This is a genomic window from Alloactinosynnema sp. L-07, assembly GCF_900070365.1.
In the GTDB taxonomy this organism is placed as follows: Bacteria; Actinomycetota; Actinomycetes; order Mycobacteriales; family Pseudonocardiaceae; genus Actinokineospora.
This window is the reverse complement of the sequence record NZ_LN850107.1, coordinates 6,499,675-6,526,567: the sequence shown is the minus strand read 5'-3', so window position 1 is coordinate 6,526,567 and position 26,893 is coordinate 6,499,675. Positions and strand designations below refer to the sequence as shown.

The 26,893-nt window shown below is 69.2% G+C and carries 22 protein-coding genes and 2 pseudogenes; 13 read left to right on the top strand and 11 right to left on the bottom strand.

Annotated features, from left to right (window positions below; genetic code table 11):
• Positions 1-14 precede the first annotated feature (14 nt).
• On the top strand, positions 15-1,052 hold the full coding sequence (locus tag BN1701_RS29790; protein WP_231949758.1) for a 4Fe-4S binding protein: 1,038 nt from the start codon (positions 15-17) through the stop codon (positions 1,050-1,052).
• Here the strand turns inward: BN1701_RS29790 and BN1701_RS29785 are convergent.
• From BN1701_RS29785 to BN1701_RS29770, 6 genes are all read right to left on the bottom strand, one after another.
• Positions 1,028-1,477, bottom strand: coding sequence for a nuclear transport factor 2 family protein (locus BN1701_RS29785; RefSeq protein WP_231949757.1), 450 nt, complete (start codon positions 1,475-1,477; stop codon positions 1,028-1,030). The two genes, BN1701_RS29790 and BN1701_RS29785, sit on opposite strands and share 25 nt — an antisense overlap.
• A gap of 38 nt (positions 1,478-1,515) precedes the next feature.
• Positions 1,516-1,734: a LuxR C-terminal-related transcriptional regulator gene (locus BN1701_RS37945; protein ID WP_082860148.1), complete on the bottom strand. Its 219-nt coding sequence runs from the start codon at positions 1,732-1,734 to the stop codon at positions 1,516-1,518.
• A gap of 54 nt (positions 1,735-1,788) precedes the next feature.
• Complete coding sequence (locus BN1701_RS37940) at positions 1,789-1,923, bottom strand: hypothetical protein (protein ID WP_255364664.1); 135 nt, start codon at positions 1,921-1,923, stop codon at positions 1,789-1,791.
• Positions 1,924-1,985: 62 nt separating this feature from the next.
• Positions 1,986-3,995: an NADPH-dependent 2,4-dienoyl-CoA reductase gene (locus BN1701_RS29780; protein ID WP_054054320.1), complete on the bottom strand. Its 2,010-nt coding sequence runs from the start codon at positions 3,993-3,995 to the stop codon at positions 1,986-1,988.
• Complete coding sequence (locus tag BN1701_RS29775) at positions 3,995-4,543, bottom strand: PadR family transcriptional regulator (protein ID WP_054054318.1); 549 nt, start codon at positions 4,541-4,543, stop codon at positions 3,995-3,997. The genes BN1701_RS29780 and BN1701_RS29775 overlap by 1 nt, the downstream gene beginning before the upstream one ends.
• A gap of 50 nt (positions 4,544-4,593) precedes the next feature.
• Entirely contained in the window at positions 4,594-4,812 is a 219-nt protein-coding gene (locus tag BN1701_RS29770; RefSeq protein WP_054054316.1) for a hypothetical protein, read from the bottom strand.
• Positions 4,813-5,186: 374 nt separating this feature from the next.
• On the opposite strand from BN1701_RS29770, the gene BN1701_RS29765 reads away from it, so the two are divergent.
• Together BN1701_RS29765 and BN1701_RS29760 are read left to right on the top strand one after the other, a co-directional pair.
• Positions 5,187-6,434, top strand: a complete 1,248-nt coding sequence (locus BN1701_RS29765; protein ID WP_157368287.1) for a hypothetical protein — start codon at positions 5,187-5,189, stop codon at positions 6,432-6,434.
• Positions 6,427-6,966, top strand: a complete 540-nt coding sequence (locus BN1701_RS29760; protein ID WP_054054310.1) for an NUDIX domain-containing protein — start codon at positions 6,427-6,429, stop codon at positions 6,964-6,966. The genes BN1701_RS29765 and BN1701_RS29760 overlap by 8 nt, the downstream gene beginning before the upstream one ends.
• 30 nt (positions 6,967-6,996) lie before the next feature.
• Here the strand turns inward: BN1701_RS29760 and BN1701_RS29755 are convergent, their stop codons facing one another.
• Together BN1701_RS29755 and BN1701_RS29750 are read right to left on the bottom strand one after the other, a co-directional pair.
• Positions 6,997-8,016, bottom strand: coding sequence for a DNA cytosine methyltransferase (locus BN1701_RS29755; protein WP_082860147.1), 1,020 nt, complete (start codon positions 8,014-8,016; stop codon positions 6,997-6,999).
• A 5-nt stretch (positions 8,017-8,021) separates the two neighbouring features.
• Positions 8,022-8,438, bottom strand: coding sequence for a DNA mismatch endonuclease Vsr (locus BN1701_RS29750; RefSeq protein WP_054056241.1), 417 nt, complete (start codon positions 8,436-8,438; stop codon positions 8,022-8,024).
• Between the two features lie 184 nt (positions 8,439-8,622).
• Between BN1701_RS29750 and BN1701_RS29745 the strand changes: the two genes are divergently transcribed.
• Positions 8,623-11,109 carry a trypsin-like serine protease gene (locus BN1701_RS29745; protein WP_231949756.1) on the top strand — a complete coding sequence of 829 codons (2,487 nt, stop codon included), beginning with the start codon at positions 8,623-8,625 and terminating at the stop codon, positions 11,107-11,109.
• Positions 11,110-11,259: 150 nt separating this feature from the next.
• A complete protein-coding gene (locus BN1701_RS29740) occupies positions 11,260-12,126 on the top strand; it encodes a hypothetical protein (RefSeq protein WP_054054308.1) in 867 nt (288 codons plus the stop codon).
• Positions 12,127-12,203: 77 nt separating this feature from the next.
• Here BN1701_RS29740 and BN1701_RS29735 read toward each other — a convergent pair whose 3' ends face one another.
• The gene (locus BN1701_RS29735; protein WP_054054306.1) at positions 12,204-13,799 is read right to left on the bottom strand and encodes a S8 family peptidase; all 1,596 of its coding nucleotides are present in this window, start codon (positions 13,797-13,799) and stop codon (positions 12,204-12,206) included.
• Positions 13,800-14,102: 303 nt separating this feature from the next.
• Here BN1701_RS29735 and BN1701_RS29730 point away from each other — a divergent pair, with 303 nt between their 5' ends.
• Positions 14,103-16,997 (top strand): AAA family ATPase, encoded by a 2,895-nt coding sequence (locus BN1701_RS29730; protein ID WP_054054304.1) that lies wholly within the window; start codon positions 14,103-14,105, stop codon positions 16,995-16,997.
• A 53-nt stretch (positions 16,998-17,050) separates the two neighbouring features.
• Here BN1701_RS29730 and BN1701_RS29725 read toward each other — a convergent pair whose 3' ends face one another.
• The gene (locus BN1701_RS29725; protein ID WP_231949755.1) at positions 17,051-18,793 is read right to left on the bottom strand and encodes a S8 family serine peptidase; all 1,743 of its coding nucleotides are present in this window, start codon (positions 18,791-18,793) and stop codon (positions 17,051-17,053) included.
• 751 nt (positions 18,794-19,544) lie between these two features.
• Here BN1701_RS29725 and BN1701_RS29720 point away from each other — a divergent pair.
• The 7 genes and pseudogenes from BN1701_RS29720 (at position 19,545) to BN1701_RS29700 (ending at position 26,399) form a co-directional block, all read left to right on the top strand.
• On the top strand, positions 19,545-21,182 hold the full coding sequence (locus BN1701_RS29720; RefSeq protein ID WP_054054302.1) for a M14 family metallopeptidase: 1,638 nt from the start codon (positions 19,545-19,547) through the stop codon (positions 21,180-21,182).
• A 309-nt stretch (positions 21,183-21,491) separates the two neighbouring features.
• A pseudogene (locus BN1701_RS29715) lies at positions 21,492-22,706 on the top strand (M14 family metallopeptidase); the annotation flags it as partial.
• On the top strand, positions 22,683-23,111 hold the full coding sequence (locus tag BN1701_RS37660; RefSeq protein WP_231949945.1) for a proprotein convertase P-domain-containing protein: 429 nt from the start codon (positions 22,683-22,685) through the stop codon (positions 23,109-23,111). The pseudogene BN1701_RS29715 and the gene BN1701_RS37660, both read left to right, overlap by 24 nt.
• Before the next feature lie 187 nt (positions 23,112-23,298).
• A complete protein-coding gene (locus BN1701_RS29710) occupies positions 23,299-24,480 on the top strand; it encodes a trypsin-like serine protease (RefSeq protein WP_054054299.1) in 1,182 nt (393 codons plus the stop codon).
• A 147-nt stretch (positions 24,481-24,627) separates the two neighbouring features.
• Positions 24,628-25,443 (top strand): annotated as a pseudogene (locus BN1701_RS38045) (trypsin-like serine protease); the annotation flags it as partial.
• On the top strand, positions 25,420-25,824 hold the full coding sequence (locus BN1701_RS38350) for a proprotein convertase P-domain-containing protein (RefSeq protein WP_255364690.1): 405 nt from the start codon (positions 25,420-25,422) through the stop codon (positions 25,822-25,824). The pseudogene BN1701_RS38045 and the gene BN1701_RS38350, both read left to right, overlap by 24 nt.
• Before the next feature lie 377 nt (positions 25,825-26,201).
• Entirely contained in the window at positions 26,202-26,399 is a 198-nt protein-coding gene (locus BN1701_RS29700) for a DUF397 domain-containing protein (RefSeq protein ID WP_054056237.1), read from the top strand.
• 18 nt (positions 26,400-26,417) lie between these two features.
• On the opposite strand, the gene BN1701_RS29695 is transcribed toward BN1701_RS29700, so the two are convergent.
• On the bottom strand, positions 26,418-26,795 hold the full coding sequence (locus BN1701_RS29695; protein ID WP_054054298.1) for a DUF6578 domain-containing protein: 378 nt from the start codon (positions 26,793-26,795) through the stop codon (positions 26,418-26,420).
• Positions 26,796-26,893 lie beyond the last annotated feature (98 nt).

The window sequence follows — 26,893 nt, the reverse complement described above, 5'->3', positions numbered from 1 at the left end:
CTGCTGGAGGAGCCGTGGCTTTGCCGGACAAGGTGTCGCGCCACCCGAGCGTGCGGGCCGTGCTGGACCGCCCGCGCGTCGAACCACCTGGCCCGATCGACGCAGCGTGGTTGCGTGAGCTGTGCCTCGCGGCTGGGGCCGACGATGTGGCCGCGGTCAGCCTCGACCACCCCGACCTCGCGGGCGAGCGTCCGCATGTCCTGGCCGCGCTCCCCAGCACGAAGACGCTGGTCTCGCTGGTCGTGCGAATGAACCGCGAGAACGTCCGCACGCCCGCGCGCAGTGTGGCGAATCAGGAGTTCCATCGCAGCGGGGAGATCGCCAACGAGATCGGGCACGACGTGGTGCGCGGGCTCCAGGACGCGGGGTATCGCGCGCTGAATCCGTCCGCCACGTTTCCGATGGAGATGGACAACTACCCGGGCCGGATCTGGGTGGTGGCGCACAAGACCGTCGCCGTCGCCGCCGGGCTGGGCGCGATGGGCGTGCACCGCAACGTGATCCACCCGCGCTTCGGCAACTTCGTCCTGCTGGCGACGCTGCTGGTCGACGCCGAGGTGACCGAGTATGGGGCGCCGCTGGACTACAACCCCTGCTTCGAGTGCAAGCTGTGCGTGGCGGCGTGCCCGGTCGGCGCGATCAAGAAGACCGGCGAGTTCGACTTCCTCGCCTGCTCGACGCACAACTATCGGGAGTTCATGAGCGGGTTCACCGACTGGGCGCAGACCGTGGCCGACAGCACCGACGCCGACGACTTCCGCGACCGGGTGACCGACGCGGAGAACGCGTCGATGTGGCAGAGCCTGGCGTTCAAGCCGAATTACAAGGCGGCGTACTGCATGGCCGTCTGCCCGGCGGGCGAGGACGTGCTCGGCCCCTATCTGGACGATCGCAAGGCGTTCATGGACACGGTGCTGAAACCCTTGCAGGACAAGGTGGAACCGGTTTACGTGATGCCCGGCACCCCTGCCAAGGACTACGTCGAGCGCCGGTTCCCACACAAGCGCGTGCGCGAGGTCGACGGCGGCTACGGGTTCACCCGGGGCTCCTGATCCTCCGGGACCGGGTCCCCGTGTCGGTGCACGATCCGCCACTCACCGTCCTCGCGGCGGTAGACGTGGGTCGCGCGCAGCGTGTAGGTCGTCATCTCGCCGTTGACGCGGACGGTGTTGTGTTCGAACCCGATCGTGTAGGCCAGATCGCCGCTGGCCCCGGCCGCCACGACCTCGAACCGGTAGTCGACCGACTCGGAGAAGCGGGAGGCGACCCAGTGGAAGGTCCGGCTCACCTCCGGCCAGCCGGACCGCACGGGAACCGCCGCCCCGAACAGCGTCACCGGGTCGTTCCGGGACCAGATCGCCAGGCGCGGCTCGACATCGCCTTCGTGGATCGCGCGCTCCGCCGCGACCTGCTTGGACAGCATCTCGTCGAGGAAGTCGTCGACTTCGGACATGGCGGGCTCCGGTTCGGTCGGCATGGACCCTCAGGATGTGGGGTCTTTCGCGAACCGGCAACTCACCGGTGCGACCCGCGCAGGAACGCCTGCGCGGCCAGGACCCGCACGTTCACGCCGCGCCGCTGGGGCGGGTCGATCGAGGAGGGGCCGAGCTTCGACGTGATCGCGCTCAGGTGCTTCTCCACGGTTCCCACCTGGCACGTCATCTGTTCGGCGATGCCCAGGTTGAACCGTCCCTCGGCGACCAGGGCCAGGATCCTGCGCTCGTGCGGGCTCAGCGCGTCGAGCGGGTGGTCGGTGCGGCATCAGGGCGCTGATCAGGTGCGGATCGATCACCACTTCGCCCGCCGCCACCGGCGCAGGGAACCGACCAGTTCGTCGAGGTTGCCGACGCGTTCCTTGAGCAGATAGCCGACCGCGTGGGCCGGGTCCTGCAGGCCGACTCCCGGGTGACGCGCCCGGGTCATGGATGTGTTGTGCGGCACTGGAGGGGGCAGTTCGGCGGTCGCCGACTGTTACACCGAGACACTCACAGGGTCATCGCCAGCCGGGTTCCCTGATCGATGGCGCGCTTGGCGTCGAGTTCGGCCGCGACGTCGGCGCCGCCGATGAGGTGGATCGGGACGCCCGCCGCGCGCAGGTCGTCGGCCAGGTCGCGGACGGGTTCCTGGCCCGCGCAGATGACGACGTTGTCCACGTCGAGCACCCGGGCGCGCTCGCGGTTCTTGCCGAAGGTGATGTGCAGGCCAGCGTCGTCGATGCGCTCGTAGTTCACGCCGGGGATCTGCTCCACCCGCTTGGACTTCAGGGCCGCGCGGTGGACCCAGCCGGTCGTCTTGCCCAGGCCTGCGCCGATGCGGCCTTCCTTGCGCTGCAAGAGGAAGACCTGTCGAGGCGACGCCTCCGGCTGGGGCTTGGTCAGCCCGTTCTCCGCGTCGACGCCCCACTCCGCTCGCCAGGCGGTGAGGTCGAGGGCGGGCGACTCGGTGTGGGTCAGGAACTCGCTGACGTCGACGCCGATACCGCCCGCGCCGATGACCGCCACCTTCGCACCCACCGGCTTGCCGTGCCGCACGACGTCCACATAGGACAAAACCTTCGCGTGGTCGATACCCGGGATCGACGGCAGGCGCGGCGCGACCCCGGTGGCGAGCACGACCTCGTCATACCCGGACAGCTCGGCGGCGCCGACCCGTGCTCCCAAGTGGACAGTCACACCGGTTACCGCGAGCTGCCGCGAGTAGTAGCGGATCGTCTCGTCGAACTCCTCCTTGCCCGGGATCCTCCTGGCGATGTCGAACTGCCCGCCGATCTCGGAACGCGCCTCGAACAACTCGACGGCGTGCCCGCGCTGGGCCAGCGTCACCGCCGCGGACAGGCCTGCCGGACCGGCACCGACCACCGCGACCCGCTTGGCCTTGCGGGTCGGCAGCAGCACCAGTTCGGTCTCCCGCGCCGCCCGCGGGTTGACCATGCACGAGGCCTTGCGGTTCTGGAACACGTGGTCCAGGCACGCCTGGTTGCAGGCGATGCACGTGTTGATCTCGTCGGCCCGGCCCTGCTCGGCCTTGACCACCCAGTCCGGGTCGGCCAGCATCGGCCGGGCCATCGACACCAGGTCCGCGTCGCCGCGGCTGAGGACCTCCTCGGCCACCTGCGGCATGTTGATCCGGTTCGACGTCACCACCGGGATCGACACATGCGGCCTGAACCGCGCGGTGACCGAGGTGAACGCCGCGCGCGGCACGGAGGTGACGATGGTGGGCACCCGGGCCTCGTGCCAGCCGATGCCGGTGTTGATGATCGTGGCGCCCGCCGCCTCGATCTCCTTGCCCAGGGTGACGATCTCGTCCCAGGTCTGGCCGTCCTCGACGAACTCGGCCATCGACAGCCGGTAGACGATGATGAAGTCGGTCCCGACCGCCTCCCGCGTGCGCCGCACGATCTCGACCGCGAGCCTGCGCCGGTTCTCCCGCGACCCACCCCACTGGTCAGTGCGCTTGTTCGTGCGCGGCGCGAGGAACTGGTTGATGAAGTACCCCTCGGACCCCATGATCTCGACACCGTCATAGCCCGCCGCCTTGGCCAGCACCGCACACCGCACGAAGGCACTGATCTGCGCGCGCACCCCGCGGTCGGACAGCGCCCGCGGCCGAAACGGGTTGATCGGCGCCTTGATGGCCGACGCGGACGCGCTGAACGGGTGATATGCATAGCGTCCGGCGTGCAGGATCTGCAACGCGATCTTGCCCCCGGCGGCGTGCACGGCGTCGGTGACCTCGCGGTGCGCGCGCGCCTCAGCGTCGGTGGTCAGCTTGGAGGCGAACGGCTTGAGCCACCCGGTCCGGTTGGGCGCGTAGCCGCCGGTGATGATCAGGCCGACCCCACCCCGCGCCCGCTCGGCGAAGTACTCGGCCAGCTTGGGGATGTCGGCGGCCCGGTCCTCAAGGCCGGTGTGCATCGAGCCCATCACGACCCGGTTGCGCAGCGTGGTGAACCCGAGGTCCAGCGGGGACAACAAGGTGGGGTACTCGCTCATCAGGAATCGCCTTTCTCTCGCCGCAGGGCCGCCGAGACCTCGTCGCACCACGCGACGAACCCCCGCTCGGCACTCACGCCGCCACGCAGGACAAGGAACTGGTGCAGGGCAGGGCCGGTCAGCACGTCCGGGTCGGGAAAGTCGCGTCTCTCCAACGCCTCATACAGCGCGAGCCGCTCGGCGTGGTGGTCCCGATGCCGCTCAACCTCGGCGATCATCGCCCCAAGGTCCCCGTGCGCCGCCGCCCGCAGCTTGACCGCGAGCTCATCGCGCAGTTCCAGGGGCGCGCTCGGCTCGGCGACCCAGCGCTCGATCTCGGCGGCACCCTCTTCGGTGACGGTGTAGACCTTCTTGTCGGGCTTGCCGTCCTGTGGGACGTGCTCGACATGGACCCACCCGGCCTCATCCATCCGCTTGAGGACGCGGTAGATCTGCTGATGGGTGGCCCGCCAGAAGAACCCGATCGACTTGTCGAACCGCCGGGTCAGCTCATAGCCGGACCCGGCCCGCTCAGTCAGCGAGACCAGGATCGCGTGCTCCAACGCCATGCCGACCACTCTAGATATGCACCTAGTTGCATTGCAACGCGACGCATATCTCAGGACAGGTCTTCAGCATTGCCTGGTTCGACCAGCACACCGAACCAGCGGAACCTCAGCTCGCGCATGTGGTGGCGGGTATGGGTGAGGATGGCAAGCAACGCATCGACTTGTTCGACGGTGAGGTCTTCGCGCACGATCGCCGCCGAGACCTGCGGCGCCTTGGCGGCGAGCATGGCCAGCGCCGTGGCGACGTCGGTGTCTTCAAGGCCGATCACGTGTCGCCGCCGTGGAGTGAATATCGGTGCCGCTCAAGAATGCTCGACGCGGCAGCAGCGCTCACACCGAAACAGAACGCGCCGCACGTCGGGCAGCTCACGTGCGCCCGCACTGGGTCGGGCACGGGATGGGGAGGCGGGGTGCACGCCCATCGCTTGGTCATGTCGCGGTGGCTCAACGGCCCGCCGCCGCTTCGGCCACAACGGCGGCGACGGCGATTAGGACGGTGGCACCCAGGATCGCGAGCACGGTCATGCAGTTGAGCGTCGGTGCGCGGGGCGGTGCACGGGAGCGCGGACCACGGGGCATCCGGGGGCATTGCGGAGCAGATCGGCGCGCTGACGCTCCGAGCTTGCCCGGCTACTCTTGGCAGGTGCCCGAGGCCAACGAGCAACTGCGCGCCGCACGAGAACGCACCCCGTCGCGGCGCGTGCCCGGCGCGCATATGGGGCGGGCTGAACTAGCCGAGGCAGTCAACGCACTGCTGTGGGACACCACCGGCCAGCGGTTCGAGCTCGACGCCCGCGCGGTCGCGCGGTGGGAGCGTGGCGCGGTGCGGTGGCCTGGAGCGCATTACCGATCGGCGCTGCGGCACGTGCTCGGCGCCGCAGGCGACGCGGCACTCGGATTCCGGCCCACCAGCACACCGGCCGCACCGCAGGCGATCGCCGCATACGCCGAGCCCAGTCCGCAGCCGTGGGCACTCGCGGCCACGCTCGCCCGGTCCAGCGCTGACGTCGTCGCCCTCGACCACCTAGAGAACGCCGTCCACGGGCTCGCCGAGGGTTATCCACACACCGCGCCCGCTCATATGTGGCCGTCCGTGAGCGCGCTGATCAGCCACGTCAATGCCCTGCTGGCCGATCCAATGCCTCTACGGCTACGTCGTCGGGCGACCGTCGTCATGGGTGTGCTCACGGGCCTGGCAGGTTCGCTGTGGACCGATCTCGACCGACCTCACGACGCGGCCAGTTACTTCGACGTCGCCGAGTTGGCCGCACGCGAAGCGGACACCCCTGACCTGGCCGCCTGGGCGCTGGCGACCCGGTCGATAGCCACCCACCACACGGGCGACCACGGCCAGACACGGACACTGCTGGCGCGGGCCGGACAGCGCGCCGCGGCCGAGTCCAGTCCACGGCGCCAAGCCTGGATCGCCGCGCTCACAGCTCGCGCGGCAGCGGCGACCGGTGACGCACAGCAGGCTCATCGTGCCCTCGACGTGGCACACCGCTGCCTCGGCCTGGCCACCGAACCCGGCGTGGGGACGGACTTCTTCGATGCCGCACGGCTGAACGGCTTGGTGGGCAGCGTCTACCTGGCGCTGCGCGACACCACCCGCCCGGCTCCCGCCATACGAGACGCACTCACCCGGCGTGCTCCCCACGATGCCAAGGGACGTGCCCTGCTCTCGCTCGACATGGCGACGTGCCTGGTGCACGACGGCGAGGCCAGGGAGGCGACCCGTGTCGCGGTCGGCGCCCTTGAGTCGGCCCGCGGCGCGACGGTGGCACCGATCGTTGCCCGCGCCCGCGCGCTGCGCGCCGACCTGGTCCGGTTGTCCGGCCCGTCAGGGGCACGGGAACTGGACGCCTGTCTGAGGGAGGTCGTCGGTGGCTGACGACCCTGCACAGTGGACAGTGCACGGCACCCGCCGCGTCTTCGCGTCCGAGTGGGTCACCATCGACCTCGACGACGTGGAGATCCCCGGCGGCCCCCGTTTCGAGCACCACGTGATCAGATTTCCCCGGGCCTCGGTCGGGGCTGTCGTGGTGGACGGCGACCGTGTGTTGCTGCTGTGGCGGCACCGGTTCACGACCGACCGTTGGGGCTGGGAGATCCCGGCGGGCTGGGCCGACGACGGGGAAGACCCGGCCGCGGCCGCGCGTCGCGAGGTGCTGGAGGAGACCGGATACCGCGTCGAAACGATCACGCCGCTGGTTGTCTACAGCCCGATGACCGGGATCAGTGACCAGCTCTACCGGACGTTCCTCGCCACCAAGGTGCACTTGGAAGCCGACCACGACGACGCCGAGGCCAGCCGGGTCGAATGGGTGCCCGTCGCTGACCTTCCTGCGCTCATCGCGGGTGGCCAGGTCACTGATGGGCCGTCGCTGACGGCCCTGGCGAGCTACCTGACCCTGCGCGGGTAGATGCACGCGACGGGTGAGCCAGAGTCAGGTCTACAAGTAGTCGCGCACGTGTGTCGCGAGCGCGTGTGCCAGCCGCACCGGCACCGCGTTCCCGATCTGGCGGGCTATCTCGATCTTGCTGCCGCACCATTCGAACGTGTCCGGGAACGTCTGCAGCCGGGCCGCCTCCAAATGCGTGATCGGCCGGTCCCAGCGCGGATGCAGGTACTGCCCCTTCTCCGGCTTGTAGAACTCCGTCCGAATGGTCAGCGACGGCTGGTCCCAGCGCATCCGGCCCATCACGTCCGTCGTCCCCGTCTTCTTCTCCCGCCAACACCGCGGCAGCAGGTGGTCCGGCAGGTCGAACCGCCCGCCCCCCGGCGGAATGTGCCGATACCGCTCCAGCGACAGAGCCGTCGGGTTGCGCCCAAGGTGCAGGTCCAGGCTCTTGAAGCGCCCAGGCACCCGCGTGCCGAAGACCTCTACCGTCGACAGCGGCAGGCGAGTCGTCGGGGGACGTTCCGGCAGGTCGCCGAAAGCGTCTCCGACGCCAACCCAGGGCACCGACCCGACCGGCAGCGGGATCGGGCCGATCCGAGAGCCGATGACGAACGCGCGCTTGCGCCGTTGGGGTACGCCGAAGTCGGCGGCCAGGAGGGTTCCGCTGCTCAACGTGTAACCCAGTCGGTCCGCTTCCGCGACCAGTAGCGCGAACTCAGACGAGGCCAGGAACCGGTCGACGTTCTCGACCACGAACACCGCTGGCCGCGCGGCGCACACGACCCGCAGATACTGCTTCCACAATTGATTCCGCGGGTCGTCGACGTCGCGGGAGCCCAGGTTCGAGAAGCCCTGACACGGCGGTCCGCCGATGACCACGTCGGCAGACGGGACGTCGGACACAGTCGCGATGTCCGCGCACACCGTGTGGCTCAAGCCGAAGTTCGCGGCGTAGGTGGCCGCGGCGTGGAGGTTGTGCTCGACGGCGAGGACCGGGCGGAAGCCCGCGGCGGTGAAACCGGCCGTCATGCCCCCGCAGCCCGAGAACAGGTCGATCACGGTGTGCGCCACGCCGGTCAGGTTAGCCGGCCCAGCCGCCCGGCCACCGTGTCCGACACGCGGGTGGCCGCGGTGGTCGGATCCTCGTGTTCCCAGACCCGCACCACCGCCCAGCCCGCGGCGGCGAACACGAAGTCGGTGTCACGGTCGCGCGAACGGTTGTTCTCGATCTTCGTCCGCCAGAACTCGGCGTTGCGGGCGGGCCAGGTGGCGTGGTCCGGGCAGCCGTGCCAGAAGCAGCCGTCGATGAACACCGCGACCCTGGCGCGGACGAAGACCACGTCGACCTCGCGGCGGACGCCGGGCAGGGGCCTGCGGTGGACCCGATAACGCAGGCCGAGCGCGTGCAATGCCCGCCGCAGCGCCAATTCGGTGTCCGTGTCGCGGGAGCGCTGCCTGCTCATCCGGGCACTGGTCGCGGGCGTGGTGTCCATCGGTCCGGCCACGCCGACAGCATAGTTATCCGTCGCCGTCGCGGGCTGGATCATAAAGTCCAGTACCCCTACGGATACCGACCCTGATTGTTCCTCACCGGGCGTCACTCGAAAGTGGCGAAGAGCGAATGGCCGTCATCCCTGCCCTGAGACGAGCGTTCGCCAGATCCGGAAAGGAACCATCGTGAAACGAACAGCACGGTCCTGGGGTGTGGCCGCACTGGCCGCGGCCGCGGTGCTGGTGCCGCTGGGCACCACCATCGCGTCCGCGGCCGAGACGGGTGCCGCGGCAAACCTGCCGTCGGCGAATTTCGAGGGCGCAACAGTTCCGACCGACCTGCCGGACGCGAGCACACAGCACTATGGCGGCACCCCGGCCAAGGTCACCGAGTTCCCGGGCATCATCCCCGGCATCCGCGCGGGTGGCCCCCGTCCCGAGGGCCAGACCTGCACCGGCACCCTGGTCGCCCCCACAAAGGTCCTGATCGCCGCCCACTGCGCCGACGCGGCGGGCGAGAAGACCTTCGTCTACGGGCTCGACGACCTCAAGCTGTACAACGGCGGCAACGGCTCGGGCTTCCAGGCCTCCAAGGTCGTCACCTATAAGAAGCACCCGAAGTACGTCAACTTCGACCAGGGCTACGACGTCGCCGTCGTCACCCTGGAGAAGGCGATCACCCTGGTCGGCGGCGCGGCGTTCCCGACCTACGCCACCTCGGCCGACGCGAGCGACGTCCTCATCGGCAAGACCGGCCTGAGCTTCGGCTACGGCAAGAAGGACTTCAACGACACCACCAAGGACGTCACGCTCACCAAGGCGAACATGCCGATCGTGGACGGCGACAGCGTGTGCCAGGGCGTCGGCGCGGGCTTCAAGTCGGCCACGATGATCTGCGCGGGTGACCCCAACGGCAACCCGACCATCCTGCCCGGCGACAGCGGCGGCCCGCTGATCGTCAACAACAAGATCTACGGCGTCGCGTCGTGGAGCCGCGCGGACTTCAAGTGGTACGGGGTCTGGGGTCGGCTCAACAACGACATGGGCGACTGGGTGAAGCAGGAGGTCGGCACCACGGTCCCCGCCGACCACACAGTCTCCGTCAGCCCGGCCAGTGGTTCGGTCAAGGCGGGCAACTACGTCTCCTCGACCATCACCACGGTCGCGGGCAGCGGCGGCGCGGAGAACCTGAAGCTCACCGCGTCCGGGCTGCCCTCTGGTGTGCAGGCGGTGTTCCAGCCGACCGACGTCGCCGCGGGCTCCACTGCGAAGGTCACCTTCGACGCGTCGACCAGCGCCGCCAACGGCACGCACAACATCACGCTCACCGCGACCAACGCGGCGGGCAAGGCGGCGAACACGCAGTACAGCCTGACCGTCACCGACGGCGGGCAGCCGGGGCCGGACTTCAAGGTCACCATCGACCCGTCCAGCCTGACCGTCGACGCGGGCACGTCCGACCGGGTCGCGCTGAGCACGGTCGCGGGCAGCGGTGGCGCCGAGCAGGTCACCCTGACCGCCTCCGGCGCGCCGAGCGGTGTGACCGTCACCTTCCTTCCCGCGACCGTCAACACGGGCGAGGGCTCGAAGGTGATCGTCGAGACGGCTGCGTCGACCACCTCCGGCACGTACTCGATCGACCTGAACGCCACGAACTCCGGCGGCAAGGTCGCCAAGGCCACGCTGACGCTGACCGTCAAGGGCGTCACCAACCCCGGTGACCACAAGGTGTCGGTGAACCCGTCCAGCCTGACGGTCAACCAGGGCGCGGGCGCGTCCGCGGGCGTCACCACCACCGCGGGCAGCGGCGGCGCCGAGGAGCTGACCCTGTCGGCGACCGGCCTGCCGTCCGGTGCCACCGCGACGTTCCAGCCGACCAAGGTTCCGGCAGGCGAGGGCGCCAAGGTAACCATCCAGACGGCGTCGTCGACCCCGGCAGGCACCTACAACGTCGAGGTCGTCGCCACCAACGCGGCGGGCAAGACGGCGAGCGGCACCGTGTCCCTGACGGTCAACGGCCAGAACCAGACGCCGTTCGCCCTGGGGTCGGCGCCGAGCTCGGTGACGGTCAAGCAGGGCGCCAGTGGCAGCTCGACGATCAGCAGCAAGCAGGGCTCGAACGGGGCCGAGCAGATCAGCCTGACCACCTCGGGCGCGCCCAGCGGCGTGACCGCGTCGGTCTCGCCGTCGTCGATCCAGACCGGGGCGTCGGCCACGCTGAACCTGTCGGTGTCCGGCTCCGCCGCGGCGGGCACGTACACGATCACGGTCACCGGCACCAACAGCGCGGGCAAGACCGCCACGACCACCGTGTCGCTGACGGTCGAGACCGTCACCCCGCCCAGCGGCGTCACGGTGACCCTGTCGCCGAGCTCCGGCACCGTGCAGCAGGGCCAGCTCGCGCAGTTCAGCGCGCGCGCGATCGGCGGCACCGGCCAGCTCACGCTGAGCTCGTCGGGTGCCCCGGCCGGGGCGTTCGTCTCGTTCAACCCGCCTTGGCTGAGCCAGGGTGGCACCAGCAACGTCTGGATCCAGCCGAACTTCTCCACGCCGCCGGGCACCTACCCGGTGACCATCAAGGCCACCTCGGCCGACGGCAAGACAGGCACGGCGACCTACACCCTCACCGTCACCGCGTGGGGCTACGCGTTTGGCAGCGCCGGGCGTCACTGATCCAGTTCATCACCATTGAGTGAAGGGCGGCGGGTCCGGGGAATCCCCGGGCCTGCCGCTCTTTCGTTTCCGGAAGCGAGAAGGCCATTGCACCCACTGCAAGCGCACCGTGACCCGGTCGCCTCCCCAGGCGTCCGGGAGTCCTTCCCGATGGCGCTGTCGCGCGCCATCGACCGCAGCGGGATGAGTCTGGAACTGCTGCAGCGGCGGCTGTCCGCGCACGACGTGCGGGTCAGCCTGTCGACCCTGAGCTACTGGCGCCGCGGGCGGACCAGGCCGGAGCGGCCGGAGTCGCTGCGCGCGGTCTCGATCATCGAGCAGGTGCTCGGGATGCCCAACGGCTACCTGATCTCGCTGCTCGGCCCGCGCAAGCCGCGCGGCAGGTGGGCGTCGCGCTCGTCGGCGAAGCCCCACGAGCTCCTGTGGGACGGTGCTTCGGCGCTCGCCCCGCTGCTGGCCGAACTCGATCAGCCCGCCCCCGGTGACCTGACCTTCCTGAGCGTGCGCGAACAGCACTTCGTCGACCGCGACGGCTTGGACGAGCGCACCCTCGTGCACGTCGTCGTCCGCTCCGAGGTGGACTGGCGGCGTACCTGCGTCGTACTCCACCGCGCCGAGCCGAACGACGCGGCCCTGCCGAGGATCACCGCGGCCAACGGGTGCGCGATGGGCAAGGCGCGGGTCCACCAGCCGGGCGGGTTCGTGCTGTCGGAGATCCTGCTCGACCGGGTGCTGCGCGTCGGCGACACCGCCGCGTTCTCCTATGAGGTCAAGTGGTTCGGCACCGAACGCTCGTCCAACTTCACCAGGGCGATGCGCCAGTGCGCCAGGGAGTACCTGCTGGAGGTGGTGTTTCACCCCGACGCGGTGCCCTCGGCGTGCCACCAGTTCCGCCGCGAGTCCGTCCGCCAGCCCGAGATCGACCATGGCGAGTTGCGGCTGGGCGCCTTCCACAGCGTGCACCTGCTGACCCACGACGAGAAGTCCGCCATCGTCGGCATCCGCTGGACCTGGTGACGAACGCGCGCCGACGGGAGGTGTCCGATGTGGACACCTCCCGGCGGCGGAACTATTCGGTTGTCACACCAGGACTCTTAGAAGGTCAGGGTCCAGGTGTCGATGTTGCCCGCGTCGTAGCGGTAGACGTCGGTCACCCGCAGCTTCCATGAGCCGTTCTTGGCCGTCTCCGAGCCGGTGTTCACCGTGTAGGTGGTGTGGATGCCGTCCGCGGAGCTGGCCCCACCGGGCTGCTTGAGGACGAACGCCGCGCCGCTCGGGCCGACCAGCTCGACCTTGAGGTCACCGGTGTAGGTGTGGTTGATGTCGACCTTGACCGAGGTGGCCGTGGTGCCGCCACCGGAGCAGCCCGTGACCGTCACCGACGAGGTGACCGCGGTGTTGTTGTCCGGAATGGACACGTCGTCGCCGTTGGTCGCCGCCGAGCACGGCGGGTCGATCGGTCCGTTGAGGAACCCGCTGTACAGCAGCACGTTCGGCGACCCGGTGTTGATGCCGGTCAGCTTGTCCTTGGTGCCGTTGGTGACCAGCGCGTCGCGCACCTGCTGCGGGGTGGCCGAGGTGTTCTGGCCGAGGTAGACCGCCGCCACGCCCGCGACGTGCGGGGAGGCCATGGACGTGCCAGTCATCGTGGCGGTGCCGGAGTTGCTGGAGTGCGACGCGGAGATGACACCGGTGCCGGGCGCCCAGATGTCCAGGCAGGAGCCGTAGCTGCTCGACCCGGTGCCGGTGTAGCGGGCGTCCTGCTGGTTGCTGTTGCCGACGGTGACGGCCGCGGGCAGCCTCTGCGGGCTGTAGTAGCAGGCGTCGTCGTTGGCGTTGCCCGCCGCCTGCACCCACTGCACGCCGCTGTCGATCACCGCCTTGACGCCGTCGTCCCAGCTCTGCACGGTGCAGCGCTGCCCGCAGCCGACGCTGAAGTTCACCACCGCGGGCTTGATCGCGTTGTTCTTGACCCAGTTCATGCCGCCGAGGATCGCGTCGCTGCTGCCGTTGCCCGAGCAGTCGAGCACGCGCACCGCGTGCAGCGTCGCCTTCTTGGCCACGCCATAGGTGGTACCGACGGCCGTGCCCGCGACGTGCGTGCCGTGGCCGTGGCAGTCCTGCGGGGTGGCGTCGTTCTCGACGAGGTCGCGGCCCGCCGCGACGCGGCCGGTGAAGTCCTGGTGGGCGGCGTTGAGGCCGGAGTCGACCACGTAGACGTGCACGCCCTGGCCGGGGTTGGCCGGGTAGTTGAACGTCTGGTTCAGCGGCAGGTCACGCTGGTCGATTCGGTCCAGGCCCCAGGTCGGGTTCTGCTGGGTGTCGGCGACCGTGGCGTACACCGCCTGCTCGACGTACTTCACCATCGGGTTCTTCGCCAGCGCGAGCGCCTGGCTCTCCTTCATGGACACGGAGAAGCCGCGCAGGATGGAGTCGTAGGTGTACTTGACGTCGCCGCCGTGCTTGCGGGCCAAGTCCTTGGCGTTCCCGTTCACCGAGGCGGCGCTCATGCCCGCGTCCTTGAACACGACGATGTAGCGGTCCGGCACGGTGCCCGCGGCGCCCGCGTTCAGGATCGCGGCGGTGGGCTGCGCGGACTCGGCGGCGAACGCGGGGACCGCGAGCGCGACGAGGCCGCCCACGGCGGAACCCACGAGCAGCGCTTTCAGTGGGGTCTTGAGTTTCTTCATCGCTTGGCTGTCCTTACTCTGCAGGGTTCGAGCGCGGTGAGACACCGCGACAGCGACAAGTCATGGCTGTCGAACAGGGCAGGTAGCCGACAGCCACACTCGGATCACCTTCAGCCGGACACGCGCGGCGATCAATCCGGGTATCTGTACGTAGGGATACCCGTCTTTCACGACGGGCCCCCGTGAAGATCAATCTCGCGTCGGGGCGGGCAAGTGAGTTCCGGATCACTCCCGCACGGCCTAGGCTCCGAGGTCCGCCGGTTTCCTTAGGACCGGGTGACCCCTAGATCCAGGAGGATGTGGATGGCGCCGAACGCGAGGCAGTCCACGGCGAGCCTGGTGCGCACCACGTCCCCGGTCCTCGTCGGCCGCGGCGACGAACTCGACGCCCTGCGGGAGACCGTGGCCAGGCAGCCCGCCGTGGTGATGGTCGACGGCGAGGCCGGGGTGGGCAAGAGCAGGCTGGTCCGGGAGTTGCTCAGGACCGCCGATCTGGGCCCCCTGCGGGTGCTTCTTGGTCACTGTCAGCCGCTGCGCGAGCCTTTCCCCTACGGCGCGGTGCTGGAGGCTCTGCGGGGCTGTGGGGACCGCCTGGCGCACCGCCCCGCGCTGAACCGGGTGACCGGCGCGCTCGCCCCGCTGCTGCCGGAACTGGCCGACCTGCTGCCCGAGCCCCCGGCCCCGTCCGGTGACCCGCGGTCGGACCGCCACCGCCTGTTCCGGGCCGTCCGCGAGCTGCTCGCCGCCACCGGCCCGGTGCTGATGGTCGTGGAGGACCTGCACTGGGCCGACGACGGCTCGCGGCAGCTGCTGCGATTCCTCATGGCCGACCCGCCGCCCACGCTGTCCATCCTGGTCACCTACCGGCGCGAGGACGTGCCCGGCGGGATGCCGCTGGGCACCGCCTACCGCCCGCCCGCGGGCATCACCAGCCTGCTGATGCGGCTGGCCCCGCTCGACGCCGACGGCGTGCGGTCGCTGGCCTCGGCGATCCTCGACGAGGACAGCGTGTCCGCCGAGTTCGCCGCCAAGCTGCACGAGCGCACCGCAGGCATCCCGTTCGTGGTCGAGGAGACCCTGCGGGCGCTGCGCAACCCGGCGGGCGCGGTGCACGCCGACGGCGCCACCGCGCGGCGGCTGCTGGAGAACGCCGAGGTCCCGGTGCTGCTGCGCGACGCCATGGCCGAGCGGCTGGCCGGGCTGCCGATCGCGGCCACCCGACTCGCCCAGGCCGCCGCCGTTCTGGGTGTCGCGGCGCCCGCCGAGGTGCTCGGCGAGGTCGCGGGCATCGGCGAGCAGCGGGTCCGCGCCGCGCTGGGCCACGCGCTGGCCGCGCACGTGCTGCATGAGACCGACAGCGGGCGCTACACCTTCCGGCACCAGATGGCCCAGGACGCCGTCTACGACACGCTCAGCGGCCCCGACCGCCAGCAGCTGCATCTGCGCGCAATCGCCGCGCTCGACCGGACCAGCCCGCGCCCGCTGCTGCAGCTGGCCGAGCACAGCAGGCGGGCCGACCGCCTCGCCGACTGGCTGCGCTATGGCGAGGCCGCCGCCGACCGGGCCACCGAGGTGGGCGACGCGGCCACCGCGACGTCACTGCTGCAGCGGCTGCTCACCGAGCCGTCACTGTCCTCCGAGGACGTCGACCGGCTGGCGATCAAGCTGGGCCAGGTCGCGCACACCGGCCTCGATCAGATCAACCCGACGATGACCCTGCGCAGGCTGCTGAACGACCGCAGGCTGTCGACGTCGGCGCGCGGCGAGGTCCGGCTGTTCCTGGGCATGCTGTTGATCCGTCAGGCGGGCGAGTTGGAGGTCGCGCGCACGGAGATCGCGCTGGCCATCGGCGATCTCGGCGAGCGGCCCGACCTGGCCGCGCGCGGCACCGCCATACTGGGCCAGCCGTTCATCGGCGATACCCCGCGCGGGGAGTTCGAGCCGTGGCTGCGCCGGACCGACCGGCTGATCGAGACCACCGACGACCTCGAACTGCGGGTCGCGCTGCTGGCCAACAATCTCGGCTCGCGCATGCACATCGGCGACGCCGAGCTGGCCGCCGACCTGGAGCGGGTGCCCAGCACCGCGCAGACGCACACCGCCCTGCGCCAACTCGCGCGGACGAACTGCAACATCGCCGACGCGTGTGTCTGCGTCGGCCACTTCGGCAGAGCCGAGGACTACCTGCGCACCGGGCTGCGGCTGGCCGACGACTGCGGCGCTCCGTTCGTGGTGAGCACCGCGCGGGCGACCAAGGTCCGGCTCGACTGGTTCACCGGCGAGTGGGCCGGGCTGGCCGAGCGAGCGGGCAGGCTGCTGGAGGAGTACCGCGACCTGCTGCCGGTGGCCACCGAGCTGTGCCTGGTGCTCGGCGGCCTGGCCGCGGCACGCGGGGAGTGGGCCGAGGCGCTGAGCTACTTCACCGAGACCGGCGCGTACGCCCCGCAGGAGTCGATCGCCCAGATCGCCCTCGGCGGCTGCGCGGGCTTGGCCCGCACGTGGCTGGCGCAGGACGAGCTTGTCAAGGCGGGCGCGGACGTCGACCGCGGGATGGCGCTGCTGCGCCGCAAGGACGTGTGGACGTGGGCCGGTGAGCTCGTCCCGGTGGCGGTGTCGGTGTACCTGCGGCTGGGCCGCGACGACGACGCGGCCAGGGTGGTCGCGGAGACCGCGGCGGGGGTGTCGGGAATGGACGCGCCGATGGGCGCCGCGGCGGTGGACGCGTGCCGGGGTGAGCTGGCCGAGGCCGCGGGCGACCGCACCGCCGCGATCGATTATTACCAGCTGGCCCAAGCGAACTACGAGAAGCTCAACGCGCCGTACTACGCGGCGATGGTGGCCGAGCGGCAGGCGTTGTGCCTGCTGCCCGCCGACGGTGCGACCGCGGCCGCTCAACTGTCCACTTTGATCGATGCCTACGACAAGCTGGGCGCGACCAGGGACGCGGCGCGGTGCAGACACCTGCTGCGCGGGGTCGGCGGGGTCAAGCCGTCGCGGCGCGGCAGACGCGGGTACGGCAACGAGTTGTCCCCGCGCGAGCATGAGGTGGCCCGGATGCTCGCGAGCGGGCACACCAACCGCGAGATCGCCGACGTGCTGTTCCTGTCGCCGCGCACGGTCGAGCAGCACGCGGCCAGGGTGCTGCGCAAGCTCGGCGTCACGTCGCGGGCCGAGTTGCAGGCCGAGGACTTCGGCTGACGCCCCTGCCCTCCCGTCGAGAATCCGACGGGAGGGCAGGGATTCAGGGGTCGTCAGGCGATGTTCAGGTTCCACGAGTTGATGTAGCCCGAGTCGAACGAGTACGCGTCGCGCACGCGCAGCTTGTACTCACCCGAGCTGGTCTCCGGGGACAGGTTGACCGTGTAGGTCTCGTTGACGTTGGCCGCGGCGTCGTTGGCCTTGGCCGCCTTGAGCGGGTACACGGTGCCGTCCGGCGCCACCAGCTCGATCACCAGGTCGCCCCGGTAGGTGTGGACGATGTTGACGGTGACCTTGGAGGTCGCCGACGGGGTCACGGTGCCGTTGGCGCTCACCGACGAGGTGACCGCGACGTTGTTGTCGGTGATCTGCACGTCGTTGTCGTTGGTCCACGAGGTGCCGCCGGACGGGGCGCCCTCGACACACTTGGTCGCGTCGGGCAGACCGGCGCCGTAGTACTTCGGGTCGGTGTAGGTGCCCGAGCACTCCTTCATCTTCTTCTCGATGTCCTTGCCCTTGAGGCTCGGGAACGCCGACTTGATCAGCGCCGCGATGCCCGCCGCGTGCGGGGAGGCCATCGAGGTGCCGGTCATCTGCTGGTAGCCGCCGCTGACCGAGGTCGAGTTGACGTTCACCCCGGCCGCGGTCACGTCGAGCGTGCCGTTGGTGTCCCAGTTGGACTGGTTGTAGCGCGAGCCCTGCTGGTCGATGCCGCCGACGACGGTCGAGCCCTCGGCCTCCTGCGGCATCAGCGGGCAGCCGGTGTTGACGTTGCGGTTCTTCGGCGTCGAGTCGTTGGGGCTCAGGCTCGACGATCCCTTGGCCGAGTAGTCCTTGTTCTCGTTGCCCGCGGCGACCAGGTTGATGAGGCCCTGGTTGCTCGCGTAGTTCACCGCGCGGCGGACGCCGACCTCGATGGCCTTGAGGTCGCCGTCGTTCTCGTTGGCGCACAGGCCGTACCACGGGTCGGTCCAGTAGCTGTTGTTCGTGACGTCCACGCCGACCTCGACGGCGTACATGAACGCGCACACCGTGTTCTCCGGGAAGAACAGCTCGGCGGCGGGCTCGGCGACGCGGATCGAGGAGATCTTGGCCCCGGGCGCGACACCGACGATGCCGCCGTTGTCCTTCGCCGCGGCGACCGAACCGGCGACGTGGGTGCCGTGGCCGCTGGAGCCGACACTGCGCCAGGCGCCGGTTCGCTTGTCCACCTTGCCGTACGCGCAGGACGCGGACTTCGAGGCGTCGAAGTTCGGCGCGAGGTCCTTGTGCTGGTCGTTGACACCGGTGTCGAGGATGGCCACGGTCACGCCGCTGCCGTTGGCCTTGGCCCAGGCCTGGTCGGCCTTGAGCTGCTTGATGTCCCAGCCAACGGCCTCGGTGCCCAGGTTCTGGCCCGCGCTGTTGCTCGGGATCGGCGGGTTGTCGGCGTTGGTCGGGACGTCGGTGGTGCGGGTGGCGCCGACGTACTGCACGCCGGACACCCCGCGCACCTTGGACTTGAAGTCCGCGGCCGTCGAGTGGGCGACGATGACACCGATCGCGTCCCACGAGTTCCACACGGTGCCGCCGTTGGTGGTGACGGCTGTCTTGCCCGCCTGGATGTTGGCGGGGTCGGTGATGACGAAGTACGCGCGGGTGCCGGTCGGGATGGCCGCCCCCGACGCGGTGGCGCCGGGGACCGTCGCGGTCGCGGGGCTCGCCAGCGCCAGACCCGCGGGCGTCACCACCAGTCCGCACGCGATGGCCGCGGCCGCGGCGGATCGCCGCAGTCGGCTCTTGGAGCGCAGGAACACGGATTCCTCCGAACAACTCGGGGGGCTTCCGCGCCGGACGGCGCGGTACAGGGCAGCCCCAGGTGCACTTCCGATAATGCGCATTCCCGGCCGCCGAAACCATGCCTTGACAGCAGGTAGCGGGCAAATTACGCCGACCGGTCCATAAATACTGAAATACGGCTGTCCAGCCATTGTGTTTGTGAAACGAAAAAAAACGGGGAGGCCGCCCCCTGCGAGGTAGCGGCCTCCCCGTTGTAACAATCGCGGCGGCACTGACCCATCCCCCGCATCCGGGCAGGTCAGCGCAGTCCGGTGCCGTATCGGACACTTCGCCGCGATGGAATGCCGCCAGCATGAGGACCGGGCGGCAAGGTTTTTCCAGTGGTGCTTGAATAGTGCCCCAGCGGGGAGAGAGACGAGGGCGTGGGCGTCTCTCTCCCCGCTCTACTGACGGAATCAGCGATTGATCACCGCCGACGCCGCCACACCTTTCACATCCGAATTGACTTCGGACGGGCGGTTCGCGTTTGGCAGGGTGTGCGATCCGCTGGGGCAACCATGCTGCGCGCGGACACCGGGAACAACCCAGGGTGCACTACGTAGCCCTACCTATCTTTTGCGACAGCCTTGTTCCCACCCGATCACCCATGGATATTCGTCTCGCACCACCCGGACGAAGCGCAGGTCGTGAGGGCGCCCAGCAAGGGTTCGACCGCCGCCCGGGCACCTCCAGTGCCGGAAGTACCGGCACTCCTTGCAGGAGGCACGCGTGAATCGCAGAATCATGTCCATGACGACGGCGGCCGTGGCCGCGGTCGCCTTGGTCGTCACGATGAGCGGGAATCCCGCGACGGGCGACTTCGCCGCCCAGAGCGCCCGCGCGTCCGCGGAATATCTGGTCAGCGGGGCCAGGACGGCCCAGGATCGCAGCGCGATCGCGGGCACCGGCGCCGCGATCAACGGTCCCGACGACAGCAGGCTACAGGTCAGCGCGACCCCGAATGAGGTCGCCAAGATCCGCGCGCTGGGCTTCCGCGTCGACCCCGCCGCCGCACCGGCACGAACCCAGGGCGCCATGGCCCCGGCCGACTTCCCGAGCCAGGACTCCAACTACCACAACTACTCGGAGATGGTCGCCGAGATCGACAAGGCGGTGGCGGACCACCCCGGCATCATCTCCAAGCAGGTCTACGGCAAGTCCCACCTGAACCGCGACCTCATCGCTATCAAGATCTCGGACAACGTCGCCACCGACGAGAACGAGCCAGAGGCGATGTTCAACGCCCACCAGCACGCCCGTGAGCACCTCACGGTCGAGATGGCGCTCTACCTGATCAGCATGCTCACCGACGGGTACAGCGGCGACAGCCGGATCAAGGGCATCGTGGACTCGCGCGAGATCTGGATCCTGCCCAACGTCAACCCCGACGGCGGCGAGTTCGACATCTCCACCGGCTCGTACCAGATGTGGCGCAAGAACCGGCAGCCGAACGCGGGCAGCTCCAACGTCGGCACCGACCTCAATCGCAACTGGTCCTACAAGTGGGGCTGCTGCGGGGGTTCCTCCGGCGACACCAGCTCGGAGACCTACCGCGGCCCGGCCGCGGAGTCGGCCCCCGAGGTCAAGGCCATGGTCAACTTCATCAACGGCCGCGTGGTCGGCGGCGTGCAGCAGATCACCGTCGGCATCGACTTCCACACCTACGGCGAGCTGATCCTCTGGCCGTACGGCTACACCTACAACGACACCGACCCCGGTCTCAGCGTGGACGATCAGAAGATCTTCTCCACGATCGGCAGCGCGATGGGGCAAAAGAACAACTACCGGCCGCAGCAGTCGTCGGACCTCTACATCACCGATGGCTCGATCCTCGACTGGCTGTGGAGCAAGCACCGGATCTACGCCTACACCTTCGAGATGTACGGCAACGGCTCGTTCTACCCCGGCGACGAGATCATCCCGGCGCAGACCTCGCGCAACAAGGAGGCCGTGCTCCACCTGCTCGACTACGCCGACTGTCCCAAGCGCTCCATCGGGCTGACCTGCACGGAAGTTCCCGGCAAGGTCTTCGAGAACACCAACAACGTCAACATCCCCGACGCGGGCGCGGGCGTCACGAGCGACGTCGCGGTGAGCGGGCTGACCGGCAACGCCGGGTCGCTCAAGGTCGACGTCGACATCAAGCACACCTGGCGCGGCGACCTCGTCATCGACCTGGTGGCGCCGGACGGCTCCACCTACCGGCTGAAGAACGCCGCGGGGAACGACTCCGCCGACAACGTGATCGCCACGTACACGGTGGACGCCTCCAGCGAGGCGACCGGCGGGACCTGGAAGCTGCGGGTCCAGGACGTCGCCCGGCTCGACACCGGCTATATCGACAATTTCAAACTCACCTTCCCGTAACCACCGGCGAGCACTGGACGTCCCGAGTCGACACCTGTCGACCCGGGACGTCCGGTGTTAGGTAAGTGTGAAATAAACGGTAATGAAGCCCGTCATTCGACGCCTTGTGACGACCGTCTCCGCCAGTGGATATTCGACAGAAGCCAGAACCGGACAGACGGTCGTGAGGGCACCTCAGTTGGGGGTTCGACCGCCTGCCGGACAAGTCAACACACCCTCCAGTGCCGGACCCACCGGCACCCCTTGCAGGAGGTACGCGTGAATCGCAAACGCCTGTCCGTCACGGTGGGGGCGCTAGCCGCCTTCGCCATGGTCATCTCGATGAACGGCGGTTCGGCCGCTGGAGACAAGGCCGCACAGACCGCCAGGGCATCGGCCGAATACCACGTCACCGGGGTCAAGACCGTCCAGCAGCGCAGCGCCATCGCGGCGACCGGCGCGGCGATCAACGGCACCGAGGACTCCCGACTGCTCATCACGGCCACGCCTGGTGAGGTCGCCAAGATCCGGGCCCAGGGCTTCACCGTCGAGGCCGAGGCCGCGCCCGCGGTCACCCAGGGCACTCAGGGTGCCAACGGGGTCAACGACTTCCCCAGCGCCGACGCCGGATACCACAACTACGCGGAGATGAACTCCGTGCTCAACACCGCGGTGGCGAACTACCCGAGCATCATCTCCAAGCAGGTGATCGGCAAGTCCTACGAGAACCGCGACATCCTCGCGTTCAAGATCTCGGACAACGTCGCCACCGACGAGAACGAGCCCGAGGTGCTGTTCACCCACCACCAGCACGCCCGTGAGCACCTGACCGTCGAGATGGCGCTGTACCTGGTCAAGACCTTCACCCAGGGCTACGCCACCGACGCCCGGATCAAGGGCCTGGTCGACTCCCGCGAGATCTGGATCCTGCCCGACGTCAACCCCGACGGCGGCGAGTTCGACATCGCCACCGGCTCCTACCGCAGCTGGCGCAAGAACCGCCAGCCCAACGCGGGTTCCTCCAACGTCGGCACCGACATGAACCGCAACTGGGACTACAAGTGGGGCTGCTGCAACGGCTCCTCGGGCAGCACCGGCTCGGAGACCTACCGCGGCACGGCTCCCGAGTCGGCCAAGGAGGTCAAGGTCCTCTCCGACTTCGTGCGCAGCCGCGTCGTCGGCGGCACCCAGCAGATCAGCGTCGCGATCGACTTCCACACCTACAGCGAGTTGGTGCTCTGGCCGTTCGGCTGGACCTACAACGACACCGCCCCCGGCCTCAACGCCGAGGAGCACAACATCTTCTCGACCATGGGCCGCGCGATGGCGCAGACCAACGGCTACACCCCGGAGCAGGCATCGGACCTGTACATCACCGACGGGACGATCGACGACTACCTGTGGGGCGTGCACCGGATCTGGGGCTACACCTTCGAGATGTTCCCCAGCGGCGCGGGCGGCGGCGGCTTCTACCCCGGTGACGAGATCATCGACCGCGAGACCGCGCGCAACAAGGCGGCCGTGCTCTACCTGCTCGACTACGCCGACTGCCCCAAGCGCTCCATCGGCCTGACCTGCGACGGCACCCCGCCGCCCCCCGGCAAGGTCTTCGAGAACGCCAACAACGTCAACATCCCCGACTCCCCCGCCGCCGCGGTCTTCAGCGACGTCGTGGTCTCGGGTGTCACGGGCAACGCCCCGGCGACGCTGAAGGTGGACGTGGACATCAAGCACACCTGGCGCGGTGACCTGGTCATCGACCTGGTGGCCCCGGACGGCTCGCTCTACCGGCTGAAGAACTCCAGCGGCAACGACTCGGCGGACAACGTGATCGCGACCTACACGGTCAACGCGTCCACCGAGGTCGCCAACGGCACCTGGCGCCTGAAGGTCCAGGACGTCGCCCGCTACGACACCGGATACATCGACAACTTCAAGCTCACCTTCTGATCGAACGGACAGTCCCCGCAGCACCGTGACGTGCCCCGGGTCGATGCACCACTTCGGCCCGGGGCACCTCCATACCGGGACTCCGTTCCCCATTGACGACCACCAGTCCCAGGTGGTTGGCAAGTAAACAACAAACGCGGCCCGTCCACCCCTGCGTCCTTTGTGGACGGGCCACGGAAGGAACATCGTGCGAAAGATCCTCACCACGGCGAGCCTCTTGGCAGCGGGCCTCGCCACCGCTCTGGCGGCAACGGCGGGCCACGCGTCCGCCGCACCGCCCCCGTCGCAGCCCGGCGACCTGTCCCCGCAGGTCGTCGGCGGCACCCTGGCCGCCAAGGGCGACTTCCCCTGGCTGGTCCACCTGTCCATGGGCTGCGGCGGCGCCATGTACACCGAGCAGCTCGTGCTCACCGCCGCGCACTGCCTCGACGGCACCGGCCCGGACACCAGCATCGGCGTGATCTACGGCGTCGTCGACCGCCAGGACCCGGCCAAGGTCACCCGCACCTCGACCTACGTGCACTCCGCGCCCGGCTTCACCGGCGTGACCACCGGCAAGGACTGGGCGCTGGTCAAGCTGAACAGCCCGATCGTCGGGGCCGCGACCCTGCCGATCGCCACGACGGCGGCCTACAACACCGGCACGTTCGACATCATGGGCTGGGGCGGCACGTCCGAGGGCGGCAACTCCATGAACCGCTACGCCAGCAAGGCGAAGGTGCCGTTCGTCGATGACGTGACCTGCGGTGCGCAGGGCTCGTACCCGAACCTGGTCAAGTCCGACAGCGTCTGCGCGGGCTACCAGGACGGCGGCGTCGACACCTGCCAGGGCGACTCCGGCGGCCCGATGGTCCGCCGCGACGCCAACGACAACTGGATCCAGGTCGGCATCGTCTCCTGGGGCGACGGCTGCGCCCGGCCGAACAAGTACGGCATCTACACCGAGGTCAGCACCTTCGCCGCGGCCATCGCGGCGGCGGCGGCCGACCTCGGCGGCGGCACCCCGCCGCCGCCAGGCGGCAAGGTCTTCGAGAACGCCGACAACGTCACCATCGCCGACTCCCCCGGCGCCGCGGTCACCAGCGGCATCGCAGTCACCGGCGTGACCGGCAACGCGCCCTCGACCCTCAAGGTCGATGTCGACATCAAGCACAGCTGGCGCGGTGACCTCGTCATCGACCTGCTGGCCCCCGACGGCACCGCCTACCGGCTGAAGGGATCGAGCAGCAACGACTCGGCCGACAACGTGATCGCCACCTACACGGTGAACGCGTCGACCGAGGTCGCCAACGGCACCTGGAAGCTCAAGGTCCAGGACGTCGCCCGCTACGACACCGGACACATCGACAGCTGGAAGCTGACCTTCTGAGCGTCCCGCTGAGTCACCGACGTGTCTGATCCGCCCCCGGGGCGGGGCCGCATCCCCGCCCCGGGGCGCCACGAACGAACCGGGCCCCCTGACGACCCGGTTTGGCACCACAACCCGCACCAAGTGGTCGTGTGAAAGGACTCCACCGTGATCGAGCGCAACTGGGTGAGGAAGTTACGCAAGACACTGCTGGTCGCCGTCGGCACGGCGGCCATGATCGGCGCCGCCACCGGACAGGCACTGGCGACCCCGCCGCCGTCGCAGCCGGGCGACGTCAGCCCGCAGGTCGTCGGCGGCACCCCCGCCGCGCAAGGCCAGTACCCGTGGATGGTCCGCCTCTCCATGGGCTGCGGCGGCGCGATGTACTCCGAACAGCTCGTGCTGACCGCCGCGCACTGCGTCAGCGGCACCGGCAACAACACCTCGATCACCGCCACCTACGGTGTGGTCGACCTGCAGAGCCCGAGCCGGGTCACCCGGACGTCGTCCTACGTCTACAAGAACCCGGGCTACTCGACCTCCGCGGGCGGCGACTGGGCGCTGATCAAGCTGTCCAGCCCGATCACCGGCGCGGCCACCCTGCCGATCGCCACCACCGCCGCCTACGACAACGGCACCTTCGACATCATGGGCTGGGGCTCGGCCACCGAGGGCGGCGCGCAGCAGCGCTACCTGCTCCGGGCCGAGGTCCCGTTCGTCTCCGACGCCACCTGCCGGGCCTCCGGCGGCAGCTACGCCAACCTGATCGACGCCGTCGAGATCTGCGCGGGCCTGCCCCAGGGCGGCATCGACACCTGCCAGGGCGACTCCGGCGGCCCGATGGTCCGCCGCGACGCCAACAACAACTGGATCCAGGTCGGCATCGTCTCCTGGGGTGAAGGCTGCGCCCGCCCGAACAAGTACGGCGTGTACGCCCAGGTCAGCGCCCTGTCCGCGGCGATCAAGGCCAAGGCGGACGAACTCGGCGGCACCCCGCCGCCGCCCCCGCCGCCGGGCAAGTACTTCGAGAACCTGAACAACGTCAACATCCCCGACTCCCCCGGCGCCGCGGTCTTCAGCAACCTGGCCGTCACCGGCGTCACCGGCAACGCACCCGCGACGCTGAAGGTCGGCGTCGACATCAAGCACACCTGGCGCGGTGACCTGGTCATCGACCTGGTGGCCCCGGACGGCTCGACCTACCGGCTGAAGAACTCCAGCGGCAACGACTCGGCCGACAACGTGATCGCCACCTACACGGTGAACGCATCGACCGAGGTCGCGAACGGCACGTGGAAGCTGCAGGTCCGCGACGTCGCCCGGTACGACACCGGCTATATCGACGCCTTCAACCTGACCTTCTGATCCACACCCAGACCCTGCTCCACGCGTGACCCGAAGGCCCCGTTCCCCCGGACGGGGCCTTCGGCCTGCCTAACGGGACGCCCGCACTAGGCGCGCATCAGCCCATTGCTTTGCGGCGTAAGCCATCCGCTGTTTCCACGGTTGAGGGTCGGCGTCGGCGATGTCAGCCCACATGTCGACATTCGCGCGAGCGAAAACGTCCAGCGCTGGTCGCGTGCCGCTCGCCCACGCGCGGACTCGGCCTTCTACGATCGTCCGCCTCACACCGAGGTCTATACACTTGCGTTTAACCGAGCACAGCGAGCGGCCCTGAAGCCGACCGACTCCGCGACGATGCTCGATCGCATCTCGGATGACATTCAGAACCTGGAGTGACCATGATCCGTGCCTCGGAACTGCGCGCCACGTGGCGCAAGAGCAGCCGCAGCCAGAACGGGTCAGCGAACTGCGTTGAGATCGCCGACCTTCACAGGCTGCGGGCCGTGCGCGACTCGAAGAACGCAACCGGTCCCACGCTCATTTTCGATGTCGCCGTGTTCGGGAGCTTCCTCGAAGGCATCCGCGACGACCGCTGAGTCCGCCAACGACGGCGTTCACGTCGGGAACGGGTCGAGGTCGACCAGGTAGCCCTCGAACTCGCCGTCTCCCGGCTCGTGGCCGTTGGCGTAGCGGACGGGGATGAGCCTGCCGGTTCCGGGGACCCGTTCAGCCCATCGGGTCTTCGGGTCGGTGGTGTGCTCGCAGACCAGCAGATGGATCCCGATCACCCGCGCCCTCGTGGCCGCGACACCATCGCCATCCCCGTGGTGTTCCTCCGTCCACCGCGGTTCCTCGACCTCGGCACCGACGAGTTCGCGCAGATTGAACGGCAGATCAGGGGCGACAATCGTCCAGGAGACCTCGTCGCCCACCTGGAACGGGTCTCCGCAGCACTCCATCTGCCACGCCTCGTAGTACACCCTGATCGTCACAGCGCGAGTATCGTCGCGACGTGAGGCGGGACATACCGATTTGTCATCATCCTCTAGCCGTCGGAAGGTGTGACAGGCAAGATACCGACAAAGTTACC

What these genes read in the sequence shown, in the direction of transcription:
- BN1701_RS29730 (WP_054054304.1), top strand. Translation starts at nt 14,103, where the DNA reads ATGGCGCCGAACGCGAGGCAGTCCACGGCGAGCCTGGTGCGCACCACG.
- BN1701_RS29700 (WP_054056237.1), top strand. Translation starts at nt 26,202, where the DNA reads ATGATCCGTGCCTCGGAACTGCGCGCCACGTGGCGCAAGAGCAGCCGC.
- BN1701_RS37940 (WP_255364664.1), bottom strand. Translation starts at nt 1,923, where the DNA reads ATGACCCGGGCGCGTCACCCGGGAGTCGGCCTGCAGGACCCGGCCCAC.
- BN1701_RS29785 (WP_231949757.1), bottom strand. Translation starts at nt 1,477, where the DNA reads ATGCCGACCGAACCGGAGCCCGCCATGTCCGAAGTCGACGACTTCCTC.
- BN1701_RS29780 (WP_054054320.1), bottom strand. Translation starts at nt 3,995, where the DNA reads ATGAGCGAGTACCCCACCTTGTTGTCCCCGCTGGACCTCGGGTTCACC.
- BN1701_RS29740 (WP_054054308.1), top strand. Translation starts at nt 11,260, where the DNA reads ATGGCGCTGTCGCGCGCCATCGACCGCAGCGGGATGAGTCTGGAACTG.
- BN1701_RS29735 (WP_054054306.1), bottom strand. Translation starts at nt 13,799, where the DNA reads ATGAAGAAACTCAAGACCCCACTGAAAGCGCTGCTCGTGGGTTCCGCC.
- BN1701_RS29750 (WP_054056241.1), bottom strand. Translation starts at nt 8,438, where the DNA reads ATGGACACCACGCCCGCGACCAGTGCCCGGATGAGCAGGCAGCGCTCC.
- BN1701_RS29775 (WP_054054318.1), bottom strand. Translation starts at nt 4,543, where the DNA reads ATGGCGTTGGAGCACGCGATCCTGGTCTCGCTGACTGAGCGGGCCGGG.